The sequence below is a fragment of the Streptomyces sp. Ru62 genome, assembly GCF_002920615.1.
Classification (GTDB): Bacteria; Actinomycetota; Actinomycetes; order Streptomycetales; family Streptomycetaceae; genus Streptomyces.
The window spans coordinates 43,057-58,280 of the sequence record NZ_PQSU01000024.1 but is presented as its reverse complement, the minus strand read 5'-3'; the positions used below and the strand labels follow the sequence as shown (position 1 = coordinate 58,280).

The 15,224-nt window shown below is 71.6% G+C and carries 17 protein-coding genes, 1 pseudogene and 1 riboswitch; of the genes and pseudogenes, 7 read left to right on the top strand and 11 right to left on the bottom strand.

All coding sequences use genetic code 11. The annotated features are described in order from the left end of the window. The first annotated feature begins 230 nt into the window (after positions 1-230). The gene (locus C3492_RS29390; protein WP_103815664.1) at positions 231-953 is read left to right on the top strand and encodes a 1-acyl-sn-glycerol-3-phosphate acyltransferase; all 723 of its coding nucleotides are present in this window, start codon (positions 231-233) and stop codon (positions 951-953) included. Between the two features lie 115 nt (positions 954-1,068). Continuing rightward, a pseudogene (locus C3492_RS46125) lies at positions 1,069-1,389 on the top strand (NAD(P)-dependent oxidoreductase); the annotation flags it as partial. Between the two features lie 124 nt (positions 1,390-1,513). Here C3492_RS46125 and C3492_RS29380 read toward each other — a convergent pair. The 9 genes from C3492_RS29380 to C3492_RS29340 all read right to left on the bottom strand — a co-directional run bounded on the left by C3492_RS29380 (position 1,514) and on the right by C3492_RS29340 (position 9,387). Continuing rightward, the gene (locus C3492_RS29380) at positions 1,514-3,079 is read right to left on the bottom strand and encodes an alpha/beta hydrolase (protein ID WP_103815663.1); all 1,566 of its coding nucleotides are present in this window, start codon (positions 3,077-3,079) and stop codon (positions 1,514-1,516) included. Between the two features lie 174 nt (positions 3,080-3,253). Next, complete coding sequence (locus tag C3492_RS29375; RefSeq protein ID WP_181140608.1) at positions 3,254-4,021, bottom strand: urease accessory protein UreD; 768 nt, start codon at positions 4,019-4,021, stop codon at positions 3,254-3,256. Beyond that, complete coding sequence (ureG, locus tag C3492_RS29370) at positions 4,009-4,686, bottom strand: urease accessory protein UreG (protein WP_103815662.1); 678 nt, start codon at positions 4,684-4,686, stop codon at positions 4,009-4,011. The genes C3492_RS29375 and ureG overlap by 13 nt, the downstream gene beginning before the upstream one ends. A gap of 61 nt (positions 4,687-4,747) precedes the next feature. Beyond that, positions 4,748-5,422, bottom strand: a complete 675-nt coding sequence (locus C3492_RS29365; RefSeq protein WP_103815661.1) for an urease accessory protein UreF — start codon at positions 5,420-5,422, stop codon at positions 4,748-4,750. Then, on the bottom strand, positions 5,422-7,143 hold the full coding sequence (locus tag C3492_RS29360) for an urease subunit alpha (RefSeq protein WP_103815660.1): 1,722 nt from the start codon (positions 7,141-7,143) through the stop codon (positions 5,422-5,424). Before C3492_RS29360 ends, C3492_RS29365 begins: the two co-directional genes overlap by 1 nt. Next, a complete protein-coding gene (locus C3492_RS29355; protein WP_014671283.1) occupies positions 7,136-7,447 on the bottom strand; it encodes an urease subunit beta in 312 nt (103 codons plus the stop codon). The genes C3492_RS29360 and C3492_RS29355 overlap by 8 nt, the downstream gene beginning before the upstream one ends. Positions 7,448-7,456: 9 nt before the next feature. Continuing rightward, the gene (locus tag C3492_RS29350; RefSeq protein WP_103815659.1) at positions 7,457-7,759 is read right to left on the bottom strand and encodes an urease subunit gamma; all 303 of its coding nucleotides are present in this window, start codon (positions 7,757-7,759) and stop codon (positions 7,457-7,459) included. Between the two features lie 295 nt (positions 7,760-8,054). Next, the gene (locus C3492_RS29345; protein ID WP_103815658.1) at positions 8,055-8,333 is read right to left on the bottom strand and encodes a type II toxin-antitoxin system Phd/YefM family antitoxin; all 279 of its coding nucleotides are present in this window, start codon (positions 8,331-8,333) and stop codon (positions 8,055-8,057) included. Between the two features lie 31 nt (positions 8,334-8,364). Further along, positions 8,365-9,387, bottom strand: coding sequence for a S1C family serine protease (locus C3492_RS29340; RefSeq protein ID WP_258055955.1), 1,023 nt, complete (start codon positions 9,385-9,387; stop codon positions 8,365-8,367). A 266-nt stretch (positions 9,388-9,653) separates the two neighbouring features. Here C3492_RS29340 and C3492_RS29335 point away from each other — a divergent pair, with 266 nt between their 5' ends. The 3 genes from C3492_RS29335 to C3492_RS29325 all read left to right on the top strand — a co-directional run bounded on the left by C3492_RS29335 (position 9,654) and on the right by C3492_RS29325 (position 11,651). After that, positions 9,654-10,289: an ATP-dependent Clp protease proteolytic subunit gene (locus C3492_RS29335; RefSeq protein WP_103815656.1), complete on the top strand. Its 636-nt coding sequence runs from the start codon at positions 9,654-9,656 to the stop codon at positions 10,287-10,289. A 7-nt stretch (positions 10,290-10,296) separates the two neighbouring features. Beyond that, positions 10,297-10,602, top strand: coding sequence for a hypothetical protein (locus C3492_RS29330; RefSeq protein ID WP_103815655.1), 306 nt, complete (start codon positions 10,297-10,299; stop codon positions 10,600-10,602). A 373-nt stretch (positions 10,603-10,975) separates the two neighbouring features. Beyond that, a riboswitch (cyclic di-AMP (ydaO/yuaA leader) is annotated at positions 10,976-11,174 on the top strand. Between the two features lie 3 nt (positions 11,175-11,177). Beyond that, a complete protein-coding gene (locus tag C3492_RS29325; protein WP_103815654.1) occupies positions 11,178-11,651 on the top strand; it encodes a C40 family peptidase in 474 nt (157 codons plus the stop codon). A gap of 563 nt (positions 11,652-12,214) precedes the next feature. Here C3492_RS29325 and C3492_RS29320 read toward each other — a convergent pair. After that, entirely contained in the window at positions 12,215-12,670 is a 456-nt protein-coding gene (locus C3492_RS29320) for an ATP-binding protein (protein ID WP_103815653.1), read from the bottom strand. A 212-nt stretch (positions 12,671-12,882) separates the two neighbouring features. Here C3492_RS29320 and C3492_RS29315 point away from each other — a divergent pair, with 212 nt between their 5' ends. Both C3492_RS29315 and C3492_RS29310 read left to right on the top strand, forming a co-directional pair. Next, positions 12,883-13,743 (top strand): helix-turn-helix transcriptional regulator, encoded by an 861-nt coding sequence (locus C3492_RS29315; protein WP_103815652.1) that lies wholly within the window; start codon positions 12,883-12,885, stop codon positions 13,741-13,743. Positions 13,744-13,752: 9 nt separating this feature from the next. After that, on the top strand, positions 13,753-13,974 hold the full coding sequence (locus C3492_RS29310) for a DUF397 domain-containing protein (RefSeq protein ID WP_103815651.1): 222 nt from the start codon (positions 13,753-13,755) through the stop codon (positions 13,972-13,974). A 78-nt stretch (positions 13,975-14,052) separates the two neighbouring features. On the opposite strand, the gene C3492_RS29305 is transcribed toward C3492_RS29310, so the two are convergent. Continuing rightward, positions 14,053-15,180: an 8-amino-7-oxononanoate synthase gene (locus C3492_RS29305; RefSeq protein ID WP_103815650.1), complete on the bottom strand. Its 1,128-nt coding sequence runs from the start codon at positions 15,178-15,180 to the stop codon at positions 14,053-14,055. Between the last annotated feature and the right edge of the window lie 44 nt (positions 15,181-15,224).

Genomic DNA, 15,224 nt, shown 5'->3' with positions numbered 1-15,224 from the left:
CTGATCAGGACGAGCCTTCGGCTACAGCAGCACTGCGCGACAGCCCTGGGGGCGGTACCGGACGCCCCGTCACCTGACCAGCCATCAGTCAACTCGGCAAGGGGTCAGCATGAGACCACTCGAACCTGGTTACAGATGACGACAGGTGCACATCGGCCCATGTCCGTGACCCTGAGCTGACCTGGGGAAACGCCGGTTCAAAGAAGAGCCGGCAGAGTGAGGAGCGAGCCGTGTTCTACTACCTGCTCAAGTACGTGGTCCTGGGTCCGCTGCTCAGAGTGGTCTTCCGGCCCCGGATCGAAGGTCTGGAACACGTGCCCGCGTCGGGGCCGGCGATCATCGCCGGGAACCACCTGTCGTTCTCCGACCACTTCCTGATGCCGGCGATACTGAAACGCCGCATCACCTTCCTCGCCAAGGCGGAGTACTTCACCGGCCCCGGGGTGAAGGGCCGGCTCACCGCGTTCTTCTTCCGCAGCGCGGGGCAGATCCCGGTGGACCGCTCGGGCAAGGAGGCGGGCCAGGCCGCGATCCGCGAAGGGCTCGGGGTGCTGCGCCGGGGCGAACTGCTCGGCATCTACCCCGAGGGCACCCGTTCGCACGACGGCAGGCTGTACAAGGGCAAGGTCGGGGTCGCGGTGATGGCCCTCACGGCAGGCGTCCCGGTGGTGCCGTGCGCGATGATCGGCACGTTCGAGGCACAGCCGCCCGGGAAGATCGTCCCCAGGATCCGCCCGGTGACCATCCGCTTCGGTGAGCCCCTGGACTTCTCCCGCTATGCCGGCATGGAGCACCAGAAGGCCGTGCTGCGGGCGGTCACCGACGAGATCGTCTACGCCATCCTGGCCCTGTCCGGGCAGGAGTACGTCGACGAGTACGCGGCCGTCGTCAAGGAACGGCAGGCGGCGGAGCAGAACGCGAGGCGCAGGTTTCCGCGTGCACCGCTGAGTTGACCTCCGCCGACGGCAGAAGGAAGACAGCGGGCCGGGGCCGGATGCCTGGGTTCGCCGTACGGCTCGACCGCGCCGACGACACGGCCCTGGCCGCATACCGGTCCCCGAGACCCAGCCGACGGTCGCCGGGGCCGGTGCCGCGGTCGACGCCGTGACGGGGGTGGAGACCCGGACCGTGTATCTCGACGGGCTACCGGCCGGCTCGGTGGGACTGACGCCGTGGTCGGTGCCGCGGCCGGTGGTGTGCGGCAGGTCGGCCGCCGAGCGGAAGTTGGGCTACCGGCCGGTGGTGTCGTACGCCGAGAGCCTGCCGGAGACGGTGGAGTGGCTGACCGGGGCGCTGCGCGGCCGGGACTGGCGGGAGGTCTTTCCGCTGCTCGCCCAGGTCTGTCCGGACCTGTTCGACCACGCGGCGGAGGACGCCTGGCGCACGGCTCAGCGGCCGTACGGGAGGAGGGCTGCCCGGAGGATCGTACGGGAGAGGAGCGGCAAGGGAAGGCCCGCAGGGGCGACGGGCGGCCGGGAACGCCCGGCCGCCCCTCGTCACCGTGCCGGGACGGTCACGGCTTGGGCGTGGCGTGCGGCGCGCAGGTCACGTCCTTGCCGTCCAGCGTGCCGTCGAGCAGGTAGGCGTCGACGCGCTGGTTGATGCAGGGATTGACCAGGCTGGTCACGCCGTGGGAGCCCGCGTTCTTCTCGGTGATCAGGCGGGAGCCCTTGAAGCGCTTGTGCAGTTCGACGGCGCCCGCGTACGGAGTGGCGGCGTCACGCGTGGACTGCACGATCAGGACCTTCGGCAGTCCCTGGCGGGTCTTGACCTCGACCGGGGTGTGCTGCTTGCCCGGCCACGTGGCGCAGGGGAGGTTCATCCAGGCGTTGGACCAGGTCAGGAACGGGTAGTCCTTGTTGAGCCGGGTGTTGTCCCGGTTCCACTTCTGCCAGCTGGTGGGCCACTTGGCGTCGGCGCACTCGACGGCCGTGTAGACGGCGTTGCCGTTCTCCGCGCTGATGTTGCCGGCCGTGTCCGACAGGTCGGGGGCGGCGGCGTCGACCAGCGCCTGGGTGTCACCGGCGAAGTACTTGCTGAACACGGTGGCGACCGGCACCCACGAGGAGTCGTAGTACGGCGCGCCCTGGAAGAAGGAGATCAGCTCGGCCGGGCCGACGACCCCGCCGATGGGGTTCTTCTTGGCGGTGGCGCGAAGCTGGAGCCACTTGTCCTGGACGGCGGCGCGGGTGGTGCCGAGGTGGAAGGCGGCGTCGTTGGCGGCTACCCAGTCCTGCCAGTCCTTCCAGCGGCCCTCGAAGGCGACGTCCTGGTCGAGGTTGGCCTCGTACCAGATCTTCTCGCGGGAGGGGTTGACCACGCTGTCCACGATCATGCGGCGGACGTGGCCGGGGAAGAGCGTGCCGTAGACGGCGCCGAGGTAGGTGCCGTAGGAGACGCCGAGGTAGTTGAGCTTCTTCTCGCCCAGCGCGGCGCGGATGACGTCGAGGTCGCGGGCGGTGTTCGGCGTGGTCATGTGCGGCAGCATCGCGCCGCTGTGCTCGGCGCAGCCCTCCGCGTACTCACGGGCCAGCTTGCGCTGCGCGGTCTTGTCGGCCTCGCTGTCGGGCACCGGGTCCATCTTGGGCGCCTTGACGAACTCCTGCGGGTCGACGCAGGAGATGGGCGCCGAGTGGCCGACGCCGCGCGGGTCGAAGCCGACGAAGTCGTAGGCCTTGGCCACGTTCGCCCAGACCGGGGCCTTCGTGGTGACCCGGCGCGGGAAGCGCAGACCGGAGCCGCCGGGGCCGCCCGGGTTGTAGACCAGGGCGCCCTGGCGCTCCTTCTTGGTGCCGGTGTTGCCGATGCGGTCCACGGCGAGCTTGATCTGCTTGCCGTAGGGGTGGGCGTAGTCGAGCGGCACGCTGACCCAGCCGCACTGGATGGGCTTCTCCAGCCCCCAGTCGGCCGGGCAGTCCTGCCAGTCGACGCCCGCCTTCGCGGCCCGGGCGGCGGCGATCTCGGCGCCCTTGGCCTCCCGGTCCTGCGCGGGCCGGCCGGCGGCACCGGCCGTGGGAGCCGAGACCGCGCCGGCGATCAGGGTGGCGGTGACGAGTGCTCCAGCGGAACCGAGTGCCATCAGACGGCTCTTCGGTCTGTTCTCCCTCAAGTGGGCCCCTCCCCGTACCTCGCTGTGAGTTGTCAGGCGGGGATCCTCTCGGCTGTGAGTCGGCTGGGAACAGGGGTCGTCACCTATCTTTATCAATCCGATAACCGGATGATCATGTTCGGTTCCTCGGACGGACTGGATGCCTCAGCCGAGCCCGGCCAGTGCCTCGTCCAGCAGCCTGCGCAGTCGCAGCGCGTCCGGCGCGACGGCGGTGACGAGCGCGGCGGGGCCCGCCAGGGGTACCAGTGACGCACACTCCCCCAGCATCCGCGCGGTCACCGGCGCTTCGACGAACTCGGGGCGTACGACGACGAGTTGCCCGACCGCACGACATCCCGACAGCACGGCCGGCCCGTCCCAGCCGCCCGGCGCACCAGGTCCGCAGGCCAGTTCCTGGTCCAGCACGGTCCGGCCCGCGACCCGCACGGTGAGACGGCTGGTGAGGCGTCCGGGCTGCTCCCCGGTCCGCCCCAGCACCTGCTCCTCGCGCAGCACGAGCCGGGCGCCGGCGGCGAGGTCGGCGCGGGTGGTGACGCGCAGGTCGCTGCCGCCGGCCGAGATCAACTGCTCGGGCATCCAGTGCAGTTCGGCACCGGCGGCCACGTCGAGCCGGACGTCGTACCGGGCCTCACCCTTGGCCTGGCCCGGCAGGGTGAGGGTGGCGGCGGCCGACCCGACGTGCAGCCGGGCGCCCTCCTCCACCCGTGCGGTCAGCGTGAAACGGTCACCGCCGAGCGGCCCGCTCATGGCGCCGACGACCATGACCCTCGCCTCGCCTCCGGCCGACCGGGTGCGGCGCGGCGCCAGTGGACCCTCGCCGTCCAGGACGGGCAGGGCCGTACCGCCGCGGCCGTCGGCGCGGGCGACGATCCGGGCGCTTCCCCGGACGCCGGTGACGGTCACGCCGTCCATGCGGCGAGCCGCTCGCGGACCCAGGCGGCCACGTCGCCGACACCGGCCTCGCCGCGCAACGACTGGAAGACAACAGGTAGTTCCGCCCGCTGTGCCTTGGCGTCGGCGGCCATCCGGGCGAGGTCGGAGCCGACGTAGGGGGCGAGGTCGGTCTTGTTGACGACGAGGAGGTCGGCGGTGGTGACGCCGGGGCCGCCCTTGCGCGGGATGTCGTCGCCGCCGGCCACGTCGATCACGAAGATCTGGGCGTCCACGAGTCCCTTGGAGAAGGTGGCGGTGAGGTTGTCGCCGCCGGACTCCACGAGGATCAGGTCGAGGGGGCCGACCGCGTCCTCCAGGTCCTCGACGGCTTCGAGGTTGGCGGAGATGTCGTCGCGGATCGCGGTGTGCGGGCAGGCGCCCGTCTCTACCGCGGTGATCCGCTCGGGTGGCAGCACGGCCTCCCGGAGCAGGAACTCGGCGTCCTCGCGGGTGTAGATGTCGTTGGTGACGACGGCGAGGGACAACTCGTCGCGCAGCGCCCGGCACAGGGCGGCGACGGTGGCGGTCTTGCCCGAGCCGACCGGGCCGCCGAGCCCGATCCGCAGGGCGCGGCGGGTCCCGTCGGGGCGGCGCGCGTCCGCGCTGAGGGCGGCCGGGGCGGGATGGATGTGGTCGAGGTGCATGTACGGCTCCTGTGATCGGTCGGTGTTCAGCCGAGCGCGTCGGTGGTGCGGGTGGGCGGACTCATGACGCGAACAGCCGGACGGACCAGCCCGCGTGCCACTCCGCGCCCACCTCCAGCAGCGGCGCGGAGGCCGCGGGCAGCGCGTCGACCCCCTCGTCGGCCACCCTCCGCGCCGCCTCCACGGCGGAGTCCGCCACGCGGTCGAGTTCGGGGGCCAGCCGGGCGAGAACCCCGGTCGCGTCGAACGGGTCGAGGCTCAGCAACCGCACGGTGGCCGTCGCCGGCCCGCTCACGCTCTCGTACACCGCGCAGTGGGCCGCGTCCTCGGGTGCGAGCCCGGCGGCCCGGGCGGCGAGACCGAGCACGACGGGCTGATGGGCGCCCTTGGGGAACCGGCGGGCTACGGCGTCCAGTTCGGCGGACGGCCAGGTCACCCGGGCGGCCCTCAGCAACTGCCGGCCGAGGCGCCGCGCGGCGGCACGCAGGGCCGGGGACGGCGTACGCGCGTCGGCCGCCGCGTCCAGCTCGCCCGGGTCGGCACCGAGGACGGCCGTCGCCGCCAGCGCCGCCGCGACCAGCCCGGAGGTGTGCAGCCGGCCCCGGCAGAACGCTTCCAGACTCGGCGCGTCTGTGATGCGGCCCGCCCTGACGGCGGCCTCCGCCCCACCGGAGTGCGCGTGCCCTCCGGCGGGGAAGCGGCCGTCGGCCAGGACGAGCAGGGTTGCCCTGGACACTAGAAGAGGAAGTAACGCTGGGCCATGGGCAGTTCGGCGGCCGGGGTGGCCTCGACGAGTTCGCCGTCGATGTGCACGGCGAAGCTGTCGGGGTCGATCCGGACGTCCGGCCGGGCGTCGTTCTCGCGCATGTCGGCCTTGGTGACCGCGCGCGTGGACTCGATCGCCGCGAACCGCTTGCCGAGTCCCAGCCGTTCCGGCAGCCCGTCCTCGATCGCCAGGCCCGCGACGAAGTTGACGGAGTTGGCGGCGGGAGCCCGGCCGATGGCGCCGTACATCGGGCGGGGCAGGATCGGCTGCGGGGTGGGGATGGAGGCGTTGGCGTCGCCCATCTGCGCGTACGCGATCTGCCCGCCCTTGATGACGAGGAGCGGCTTGACCCCGAAGAACGCGGGTTCCCACAGCACCAGGTCGGCGAGCTTGCCGGTCTCGACGGAGCCGGTCTCGGCGGCGAGGCCCTGGGCGAGCGCCGGGTTGATCGTGTACTTGGCGACATAGCGCCGTACCCGGTAGTTGTCGGCGCGGCCGTCGCCCGGCAGGGCACCGCGCCGGCGCTTCATGACGTGGGCCGTCTGCCAGGTGCGCAGGATCACCTCGCCCACCCGCCCCATCGCCTGGGAGTCGGAGGAGATGATCGAGATCGCGCCGAGGTCGTGGAGGATGTCCTCCGCGCCGATGGTGGAGGGGCGGATGCGGGACTCGGCGAAGGCCAGGTCCTCGGGGACGGACGGGTTGAGGTGGTGGCACACCATCAGCATGTCGAGGTGTTCCTCGGTCGTGTTGACGGTGAAGGGCCGGGTCGGGTTGGTGGAGCTGGGCAGGACGTTCGCCTGCGAGACGACCGTCATGATGTCCGGGGCGTGGCCGCCGCCGGCGCCCTCGGTGTGGTACGAGTGGATGCCCCGGCCCGCGATGGCGGCGAGGGTGTCGCCGACGAACCCGGCCTCGTTCAGGGTGTCGGTGTGGATGGCGACCTGGATGCCGGTGCGGTCTGCGACCGTGAGCGCCGCGTCGATGACGGCGGGCGTGGAGCCCCAGTCCTCGTGCAGCTTGAGACCGACGGCGCCGCCCCGGATCTGGGAGAGCATCGCCTCGTGGCTGACGGTGTTCCCCTTGCCGAGGAACCCGACGTTGACGGGGTAGGCCTCCATCGCCTCCAGCATCCGGGCGAGGTGCCAGGGGCCGGGGGTGACCGTGGTGGCCTTGGAGCCCTCGGCGGGTCCGGTGCCGCCGCCGATCAGGGTGGTGACGCCGGAGGCCAGCGCCTCGTCGGCCACCTGCGGGCAGATGAAGTGGACGTGCGCGTCGATGGCACCGGCGGTCAGGATGCGCCCGTTGCCCGCGATGATCTCGGTCTCGGGGCCGATGACCAGGTCGGGGTGGACGCCGTCCATGGTGTCCGGGTTGCCGGCCTTGCCGAGGGCGGTGATCCGGCCGTCGCGGATGCCGACGTCGGCCTTGACGACGCCCCAGTGGTCGACGACGACGGCGCCGGTGATCACGGTGTCGGGGGTGCCCTCGGCGCGGGTGACGCGGGACTGGCCCATGGACTCGCGGATGACCTTGCCGCCGCCGAAGACCGCCTCGTCCCCGGAGCTCGTGGGGCCGCCGGAGCGGTCCTCCTCGATCTCGATGAGCAGGTCGGTGTCGGCGAGCCTGATGCGGTCGCCGGTGGTGGGGCCGAACAGGTCGGCGTAGGCTGCGCGGGAGATCTCAGGCATCGAGGGCACCTCCGGTCTCCCCGCGCAGCCCCGGGACGATCCGGGCGCCGGTCAGGGGCACGAGCTCGACCGCCACGGGGATGCCGGGCTCGAAGCGGACGGCGGTGCCGGCGGCGACGTTGAGCCGCTTGCCGCGGGCGGCCGCGCGGTCGAACTCCAGGCCGGGGTTGGCCTCGGCGAAGTGGTAGTGGGAGCCGACCTGGACCGGCCGGTCGGCGGCGTTGAGGACGGTGAGCCGGGTGACCTCGCGGCCCGCGTTGCAGACGACGGGGTCGTCCGCGAACAGGATCTCTCCGGGAATCATCTCGGCCCCTCAGACGATCGGCTCGTGGACGGTGACGAGCTTGGTGCCGTCCGGGAAGGTGGCCTCGACCTGGACGTCATGGATCATCTCGGCGACCCCCTCCATGACGTCGTCCCTGGTCAGGATCTTGCGGCCGGAGGACATCAGCTCGGCGACGGTACGGCCGTCCCGCGCGCCCTCCAGGATGTGCGACGTGATGAGGGCGACCGCTTCCGGGTGGTTGAGCCTGAGCCCGCGGGCCCGGCGCTTCTCGGCCACGTCGGCCGCCACATGGATCAGCAGCCTCTCTTGCTCATGCGGGGTCAGTTGCACGTCCCACCTCACAGTCCTTGCTCCGGACCGTGCGGGGTCCGGTTGCCGCGGCCACCACGACGGGGACAGATGTAACACACAGACAAATCCCCGGAGTCTCGTCAATCCGGGCGGAAAAACCCCTGGTGGCGTGGATCGGCAGGCTAGAACGCCGGAGTTTCAACGACGTTAACCAGACCTTGGCACGCGCATGACCGCGCTATGGGCCGGCGCGGAGAGGGAGACGTGGGCTCGCGCAGAGAGGGAGACGTGGGCTCGCGCAGAGACAGAGGCGTGGGCTCGCGCGTGGACGGGGTCAGGAGGTGCCGGGCCGGCGGTGCTCCGCCGCGATGCCGAAGCGCTGCTGTCCGCGCGGCGTGGAACGGGGCTCGTGGACCCCGGACACCGAGCTGATGACCTGCTCCCCGGCCTCCTCGTCCAGCGCCTCCAGCCGCTCCAGGTCGGCGGCCGAGACCAGCGCGACCAACGGCTTGCCGTGCCGGGTCACGACGACGCGCTCACCGCCGTACACCACCCGGTTGATCAGCTCGGCGAGTTCAGCTCTTGCTTGCGTCACCGGAATCTCGTAGGCCATACCTCCAGCTTACGGGGCGTCCCCGCGGGACCTACTTCTTCGGCAGGAGCAGATCGGTGGTCCAGTCCTCACCGAAACGAATGACGTGGCTGTCGTCCGCCGTCGCGCCGGCATTGAGGCTGTACTTGCCTTCGAGCGGGAGCTTCTCCCCGGGAGCCGCGGACTGCAGGACGTCGCAGAGGTCGCCGACCGTGGCCACGGGAGTGTCCTTCACCGCGGTGATCACGTCGCCGAACTCCAGGTTGGCCTTGGCCGCCTCCGAGTCGGTCGCCGTGTTCTCCACGAACAGCCCGCTGGTGCCGTCCTTGAGCAACCGCTCCTGCGCGTCGGCCACCATCCGTTCCGTCTTGGGATCGTCGCGGAAGACGGCGCTGAGGTCCGGGTCGTCCAGGGAGCCGACCAGCCAGCCGGGGTCGTTGTGCCTCTCACCGGAGGCCAGCCCGTCCAGCAGCGGGCGCACGTGGTCGCTGCTGATCGAGTAGTACTGCCCCTCCGCCTCGGGGTTTCCGAGGGCGTTCACGCCGATCACCTTGCCGTCGGCGTCGAGGAGCGGCCCGCCGGAGTTCCCGGGATTGATCGCGGCGGAGTGCTGGATCGTGTCCGCGTAGTGGGGCAGGGAGGGCGAGGGGTCCGCCGGCACGTTCGGCGACTGGACGCTGCCCGCGGTGTAGACGGGCTTCTGCGCCTCCACGTTCTTCTCGAAGGACGCCGGGTAGCCGATGGCCGTGACGGCGTCGGCGGCCCTGACGTCGCGGCTGTCCGCGAACTCCAACGCCTTGAGGTCCTCCTGCGGCGTACTGAACTGCAGGACGGCGACGTCCTCGCACGGATCGGTGCCCAGGAGCCGGACGGGCACCTCCCCCTTGTCCTGGACGACGACCTTGAGGGCGTTCTCCCCCGCGACGACATGCGCGTTGGTGACGATGAGCCCCTTGTCGGCGTCGTAGATGAAGCCGCTTCCCGCCTCGGTCTTGCCCACCACGTGGACGGTGCCCGGCGCGGCCTTCTCGAAGATGTCCTGCGGCGAATCGTCCGCCGGGGCCGCGTTCGCCACCGTTCCGCCCAAGACCAATGACGCGACCGCTGTTCCGACGAGCGCGGCTCTGACTTTCGCACCCACGGCGTGGAGCCTTCCGACGACGGGCGGCACCCACCGGGACCAGCCCGGAAATGATCGCTTACACCTCCAGCTTAGGCCCGCAGCCATGCGGTGTCCTGATGAACCGTTACAGCATCCGGACCCTTTAACTTCTGTACGTCCTGTACATTTTTTACAGAGAGCTCGCCGAAGGCGGCTCCGCTACGAGGAAGGGTGTGCCCATGCTCCGACCGTCCGCCCGACATGTCCTGCCCGAGTTCACCGAGCGCACCGGGAGCGTCACGCGCACCCTCGATCCCTACGCGAAGCTCTTCGAGGACCGGATCGTCTTCCTCGGCACGCCGGTCGACACGGCGGCGGCGAACGACGTGACGGCGCAACTCATGTACCTGGAGCACACGGCGCCGGACCGGGACATCACGCTGTACGTCAACTCGCCGGGCGGCTCGTTCGACGCCATGGCGGCGATCTACGACGTGATGCAGTACGTCGGCTGCGACGTGGCGACCTACTGCCTGGGCCAGGCCTCCGCCTCGGCCGCGGTGCTGCTCGCGGCCGGCGCCCCGGGCAAGAGGTTCACCCTGCCCGGCGCCCGCATGGTGATCGAGCAGCCCGCGCTGCCGGAGCCGGTGCGCGGACAGCCCAGCGACCTGCTCATCCAGGCGGAGGAGTTGACCCGGATCCGCGCGACGCTCGCGGAGATGCTCGCGCGGCACACGGGGCGCACGGCCAGGCAGGTCCACGAGGATCTGGAGCGTGACCTGATCCTGGACGCCGCCGGGGCGGTCGCCTACGGTCTGGTGGACGGCATCGTGCCGAGCCGCCGGGACACGCCCGGCGCACCGGACGCGAGGTGAGCCGCTCATGCTGCCGGACCTCCCGCCACTGCCCGCGCTGACCTGCGCGGAGGGCGAGTTGATCGACCGTTACCTGGAGGCGGTCGACCTGCTCGGCCGCATCAACCCGGCCCGGCCCGGGGACACCTACAGCGGGCTGCGCGCCGCCCAGGCCCTGGTGCGCAAGGCGGCAGAGCTGCGGGACGCGCTCGCACTGATGCACCAGCGGGGCGAGACGGAGCTGCACGGGGACACGCTGGCACGAGCGTTGCGGGTGCTGGACGGTGAGCGCCGGGCCGCTCGCGTCGCGCTCCCGCCGGACGGCGTCGGCTGAGCCGGACGCTCTTCCGGCTCAGCGGGCCCCACGCGTCGACACGCGTCGTTCGGACGGGACTTGAAACGGCCCGAACGACGTACCGCCGACCGGTGTACATCCAGATCGTTTTCCGGGTCTTCCGAGTTGCGCCAAGCGCCACCGCGTGAGCCGCCGGAAGGCGCTTCGCCCCAGGTCGGGGGCTACGTCCGGGATCTGACGGACGCTCGAACAGAGCAGTGTCCACCCGAACGGGTGAGTGGTGAGTAACGCCACAAATCCCCGATTCCGTTGGGATTTTCGGACAGTCGTAAGCCAAGATCCGTGTCTGACGACAAGCCCCCGCCACCGCGGCGGGGCGATCCGGGCGGACGCCGAGTCCTGCCGCCGCCCGGATGACCGGTCGACGGAGTGGATCGGCAGGAGTGGAGGACCCAAGCAAGGCGGGTCGCCGGAACAGATGTTCGTCCGCACCACGCGGACGGTCGTCGGCTCCGGGCAACCCTTGGGGTGAAGCCGTGGCAACGCGGCCGGGCAACTTCGCCAGCCCGAATCCGACAGGTCATCCTTCACAGGCGGCTGACGAAGGGTTGCGCATGACTGCGCTCAATCGTGTCCCGTCGCTGATGGCCCGGGCCGGCACGGCCTCGGCTCTGACCCTCGCCGCCGTGGGCGGCTCGATCGCGGTGCCCGGCCTCGCCACCGACGCCTCCGCCGCGACGTTGGCGACGAAAGCACTCAAGGTCGCGGCCTCGAAGAAGGGCGCCCCGTACGCGTGGGGAGCCACCGGGCCGCGCCGGTTCGACTGCTCGGGGCTGACGCTCTACTCCTACAAGAAGGCCGGCAAGAAGCTGCCGCGCACCGCCGCCCAGCAGTACAACAAGACGCACCACATCTCCTCCAGGAGCCGCAAGGCGGGCGACCTGGTCTTCTTCCACTCGGGTTCGTACGTCTACCACGTCGGCATCTACGCCGGTCACGGCAAGATCTGGCACGCCCCGAAGACCGGGGACGTGGTGAAGCTCGAAAAGATCTGGACGAAGAGCGTCTGGTACGGCCGGGTCAGCTGACCCGGCCTCGGGCCGGCAGCGGCTCCAGAAGCAGGGCCGCTCCCAGCGCCGCCGGCGCCGCCCCGGCGCCCGCCCGCGACCCAAGGGCGGCGGGCCGCCGCGGGCGCCTGCCGGAGCGGACAGGCGGCCCAGGCCACGGCTTCCTCCGGCCTCCGGCCGGGCCGTGGGAGCGCCACGGGGCGCGCACCCCCGAGCTGGAGCACATGGGCGCCGCCCGGCAACGGGGGCTCCCGGAACGCGCGGGCCGGGCGGCAGGACGGCCGCGCCGCCGGCCACCGCCTGGGCGGTGCGCGCCGGGAGTCCGCCCGGCGGCGCAGTCGTCTCCCGGAGGCCGGGCGAGCCGGAGCCGGCCCGGAACGAACTGGCGCGGCTCACCGGGCTCATCGGGGGCGCGCTGCCGCTCGGCACCTTCCCGGCCGCCGGGGGTACGTCCGCCGCCACGGAGCGCTGGTCAGCGGCGGGCTGGGGACGGCCGACCGAGCGCGCCGAGCCGCCGGCCGCGTGTGCCTGCCGTGTGCCGCTCGGCAGGGAGAGGGAAGGACACCCCGGCCCCGTCCGGAGGGCTAGGGCTCCTGCTGGCGCGCCGGTACCGGGGCCGTCGGAAGCGTCCAGGGGAGTTCGATCGAGACCGTCTTGCCGCCCTCTCGCGTGGGGCGGATGCGGAGTCTGCCGCCGCACTCGGCGGTGAGCCAGCGGATGATGACCATGCCGCGGCCGTTGTCCTGCTGGACGGCGGCGGGCAGTCTCTTCGGGAAGCGAGGATGGCTGTCCGTGACGCCGATGCGCAGGTGTTCGTCATGGTGCAGCGCGATGTCGACCGTGAAGGTGGGTGACTGGCCGAAGGTGTGCTGTACGGCGTTCGTGGCGAGTTCGGAGACGATGAGCCGCACGGTGTCGGCGACGTCGGTGTCGGACGGCAGGCCCCACTCCGCCAGGGTGCCCACGACGTAGGAGCGGGCGGCCGAGACCGAGGCTGGATCGCTCGGCAGAGTGACGGATGCTTCCAGGTGGTCTGCCATGGCGACGTCGTCCCTTTCCCATGGGGCCGTGGTCCGACATGTGGCGGAGGGTTCGAGTACGGTCCCGGACTGGTGCTTGTTCGCCAGACTGCCACCAACGGGCGGTCACAGGGAGCGATCCACCAAGATATGCATATATCTGTCGCTCGAAGCGGTGAACTCTGCGACGCGAGACCGTATGTGGGCGGCCCGGAAGGAGTAAGGAGGAGCCCATGCAGAACGGTCCGGCAGTGCGCCGCCGCAAACTGGGCGCCGAACTGCGCATGCTGCGCACCGGTGCGGGGCTCACGAGCGGTGAGGCCGCCCGGCTGGTCGGCTGGCACCAGTCGAAGGTGAGCCGCATCGAGACCGGCGCCAGCGGTGTGAAACCGGCCGATCTGCGGTTGCTGCTCGACGCCTACCAGGTGCGGGACGCGCATCTGCGCGAGTTGCTGCTGATGCTGGCGGGGGCGGAGGACGCGGGCGGCCGTCACCGCTGGTGGCACGCCTACCGCGGGGTGCTGCCGCCCACCTACCGCGACTTCATCAGCCTGGAGTCGCAGGCGAGCGCGATGCGCACCCTGGAGACGACCGTGGTGCCGGGGCTGCTCCAGACGCCCGAGTACGCCCGCGCGGTGACCCGGGCGGCCGTGAAGGACCTGGACGAGGACCGCCTGGACACGCTGGTGGAGGTGCGCCTGGCCCGGCAGGACGTGCTGCGGTCCGATCCGCCTCTGGTGCTCAGCGCCGTACTGGACGAGGCGGTGCTGCGCCGTGAGGTCGGTGGCCCAGAGGTGATGGCGCGGCAGCTCGAACGGCTGATGGAGGCGGCCCGGCTGCCCCAGGTACGGCTCCAGGTGCTGCCGTTCGCCGCGGGGGCACATGTCGGACTGACCGGGCCTTTCGTTATCTTCTCATTTCCGAGCACTTCTGATCTGGACGTGGTTGTTCTCGACCAGTTGACGAGTAGCCTCTACCTGGAGCGGAAAGAAGACCTCATGGCCTACTCCGAGGCCTTCAACACCCTTCAGTTCCACGCCCTTTCCCCCGAGGAATCGTTGGACTACATCGCCGGGATAGGTGACGGCGCGTAAGGAGGCACCATGTCAGCTCTGCCTCGGAACGTCCCTGCCAGTACCGACCTGCACGCCGTGCGCTGGCTGCGCAGCAGCTACAGCACGGGAGCGAACAACTGCGTGGAGACGGCCCGGCCGCGCTCCGGCCCCGCGGCCGGACTGCTCGCCGTGCGCGACTCGAAGAACCCCGCCGGACCCGCGCTGCTCTTCTCCGCCGGCAGCTGGGCGGAGTTCGTCACCAGGATCTGATCAGAGGTCACCACCCCTGACCCCGACCCACCCAACCCGTTCGTCACCCTCGTGCGACACACGGCCGTGTACGCCGACTCATGGTCGCGTTTCGCCGATCACTCGTACAGCGCGTTCGATCTCCGCCCCGGAGAGGTCCGCCCGGGCGGTCAGCCTCAGCCGTGAGATGCCGTCGGGCACGGAGGGAGGACGGAAACAGCCCACGGCCAGGCCCGCCGTACGGCAGTCGGCCGCCCAGCGCACCGCCCCCTCCGGGGACGGAGCCCGCACGGAGACCACCGCGGCGTCCGGACGCACCGCTTCCAGACCCGCGGCGGTCAGCCGTGCGTACAGTTCCGCGGCCACTTCACGGGCCCGAGCCGCCCGTTCGGGCTCGCGTTCCAGCAGCCGCAGCGCGGCCAGCGCGGCACCGGCCGCCGCGGGCGCCAGGCCGGTGTCGAAGATGAACGTCCGGGCCGCGTTGACCAGGTGGTCGATCACCCGGGCCGGGCCGAGCACCACCCCGCCCTGGCTGCCCAGCGACTTGGACAGGGTGGCCGTGACGACCACGTCCTCGGCGCCCGCGAGCCCGGCCGCGTAGGGCGCGCCCCGGCCGCCCTCGCCCAGTACGCCGAGCCCGTGCGCGTCGTCCACGACCAGTCCCGCGCCGTGCTCCCGGCACGCCTCGGCCAGCGCGGTCAGCGGTGCCCGGTCCCCGTCGACGGAGAACACCGTGTCGGAGACGACGATCGCGGCGCCCGCGTGCGTGGCCAGGGCCTTGCGCACGGCCTCGGGATCGGCATGCCCGACGACCTGCGTCCCGCCCCGGGCGAGCCGGCAGCCGTCGATGAGGGAGGCGTGGTTGCCCGCGTCCGACACGATCAGCGAGCCGTGCGGGCCGAGCGCGGTGACCGCGGCGAGGTTGGCGGCGTACCCGGAGGAGAACACCAGGGCCGCCTCGAACCCGCAGAACGCGGCCAGCGCCCGCTCCAGTTCGGTGTGCAGGACCGTCGTACCGGTGACCAGCCGGGAGCCGGTGGAGCCGCCGCCCCAGGTCCGGGCGGCCCCGGCCGCTCCCTCGACGACCTCCGGATGGCGGGTCAGGCCCAGGTAGTCGTTGCTCGCCAGATCCAGCAGCGGCGCGTCGGCGGGACGCGGACGCAGGGTGCGGACGAGTCCGGCGCGGCGGCGCGCCCCGGCCTGCTCGTCGATCCAGCCGAACGCCATGGGTCCTCCGGTGCTTTTGTAGGTAGCGGACAGACCCTAGCGGT

Excerpts from the sequence above, each read along its gene's own strand:
- C3492_RS29310 (WP_103815651.1), top strand. The coding sequence starts at position 13,753 with ATGTCAGCTCTGCCTCGGAACGTCCCTGCCAGTACCGACCTGCACGCC.
- C3492_RS29355 (WP_014671283.1), bottom strand. The coding sequence starts at position 7,447 with ATGATTCCCGGAGAGATCCTGTTCGCGGACGACCCCGTCGTCTGCAAC.
- C3492_RS29320 (WP_103815653.1), bottom strand. The coding sequence starts at position 12,670 with ATGGCAGACCACCTGGAAGCATCCGTCACTCTGCCGAGCGATCCAGCC.
- C3492_RS29330 (WP_103815655.1), top strand. The coding sequence starts at position 10,297 with ATGCTGCCGGACCTCCCGCCACTGCCCGCGCTGACCTGCGCGGAGGGC.
- C3492_RS29325 (WP_103815654.1), top strand. The coding sequence starts at position 11,178 with ATGACTGCGCTCAATCGTGTCCCGTCGCTGATGGCCCGGGCCGGCACG.
- C3492_RS29380 (WP_103815663.1), bottom strand. The coding sequence starts at position 3,079 with ATGGCACTCGGTTCCGCTGGAGCACTCGTCACCGCCACCCTGATCGCC.
- C3492_RS29375 (WP_181140608.1), bottom strand. The coding sequence starts at position 4,021 with ATGGACGGCGTGACCGTCACCGGCGTCCGGGGAAGCGCCCGGATCGTC.
- ureG (WP_103815662.1), bottom strand. The coding sequence starts at position 4,686 with ATGCACCTCGACCACATCCATCCCGCCCCGGCCGCCCTCAGCGCGGAC.
- C3492_RS29345 (WP_103815658.1), bottom strand. The coding sequence starts at position 8,333 with ATGGCCTACGAGATTCCGGTGACGCAAGCAAGAGCTGAACTCGCCGAG.
- C3492_RS29335 (WP_103815656.1), top strand. The coding sequence starts at position 9,654 with ATGCTCCGACCGTCCGCCCGACATGTCCTGCCCGAGTTCACCGAGCGC.
- C3492_RS29305 (WP_103815650.1), bottom strand. The coding sequence starts at position 15,180 with ATGGCGTTCGGCTGGATCGACGAGCAGGCCGGGGCGCGCCGCCGCGCC.
- C3492_RS29315 (WP_103815652.1), top strand. The coding sequence starts at position 12,883 with ATGCAGAACGGTCCGGCAGTGCGCCGCCGCAAACTGGGCGCCGAACTG.
- C3492_RS29360 (WP_103815660.1), bottom strand. The coding sequence starts at position 7,143 with ATGCCTGAGATCTCCCGCGCAGCCTACGCCGACCTGTTCGGCCCCACC.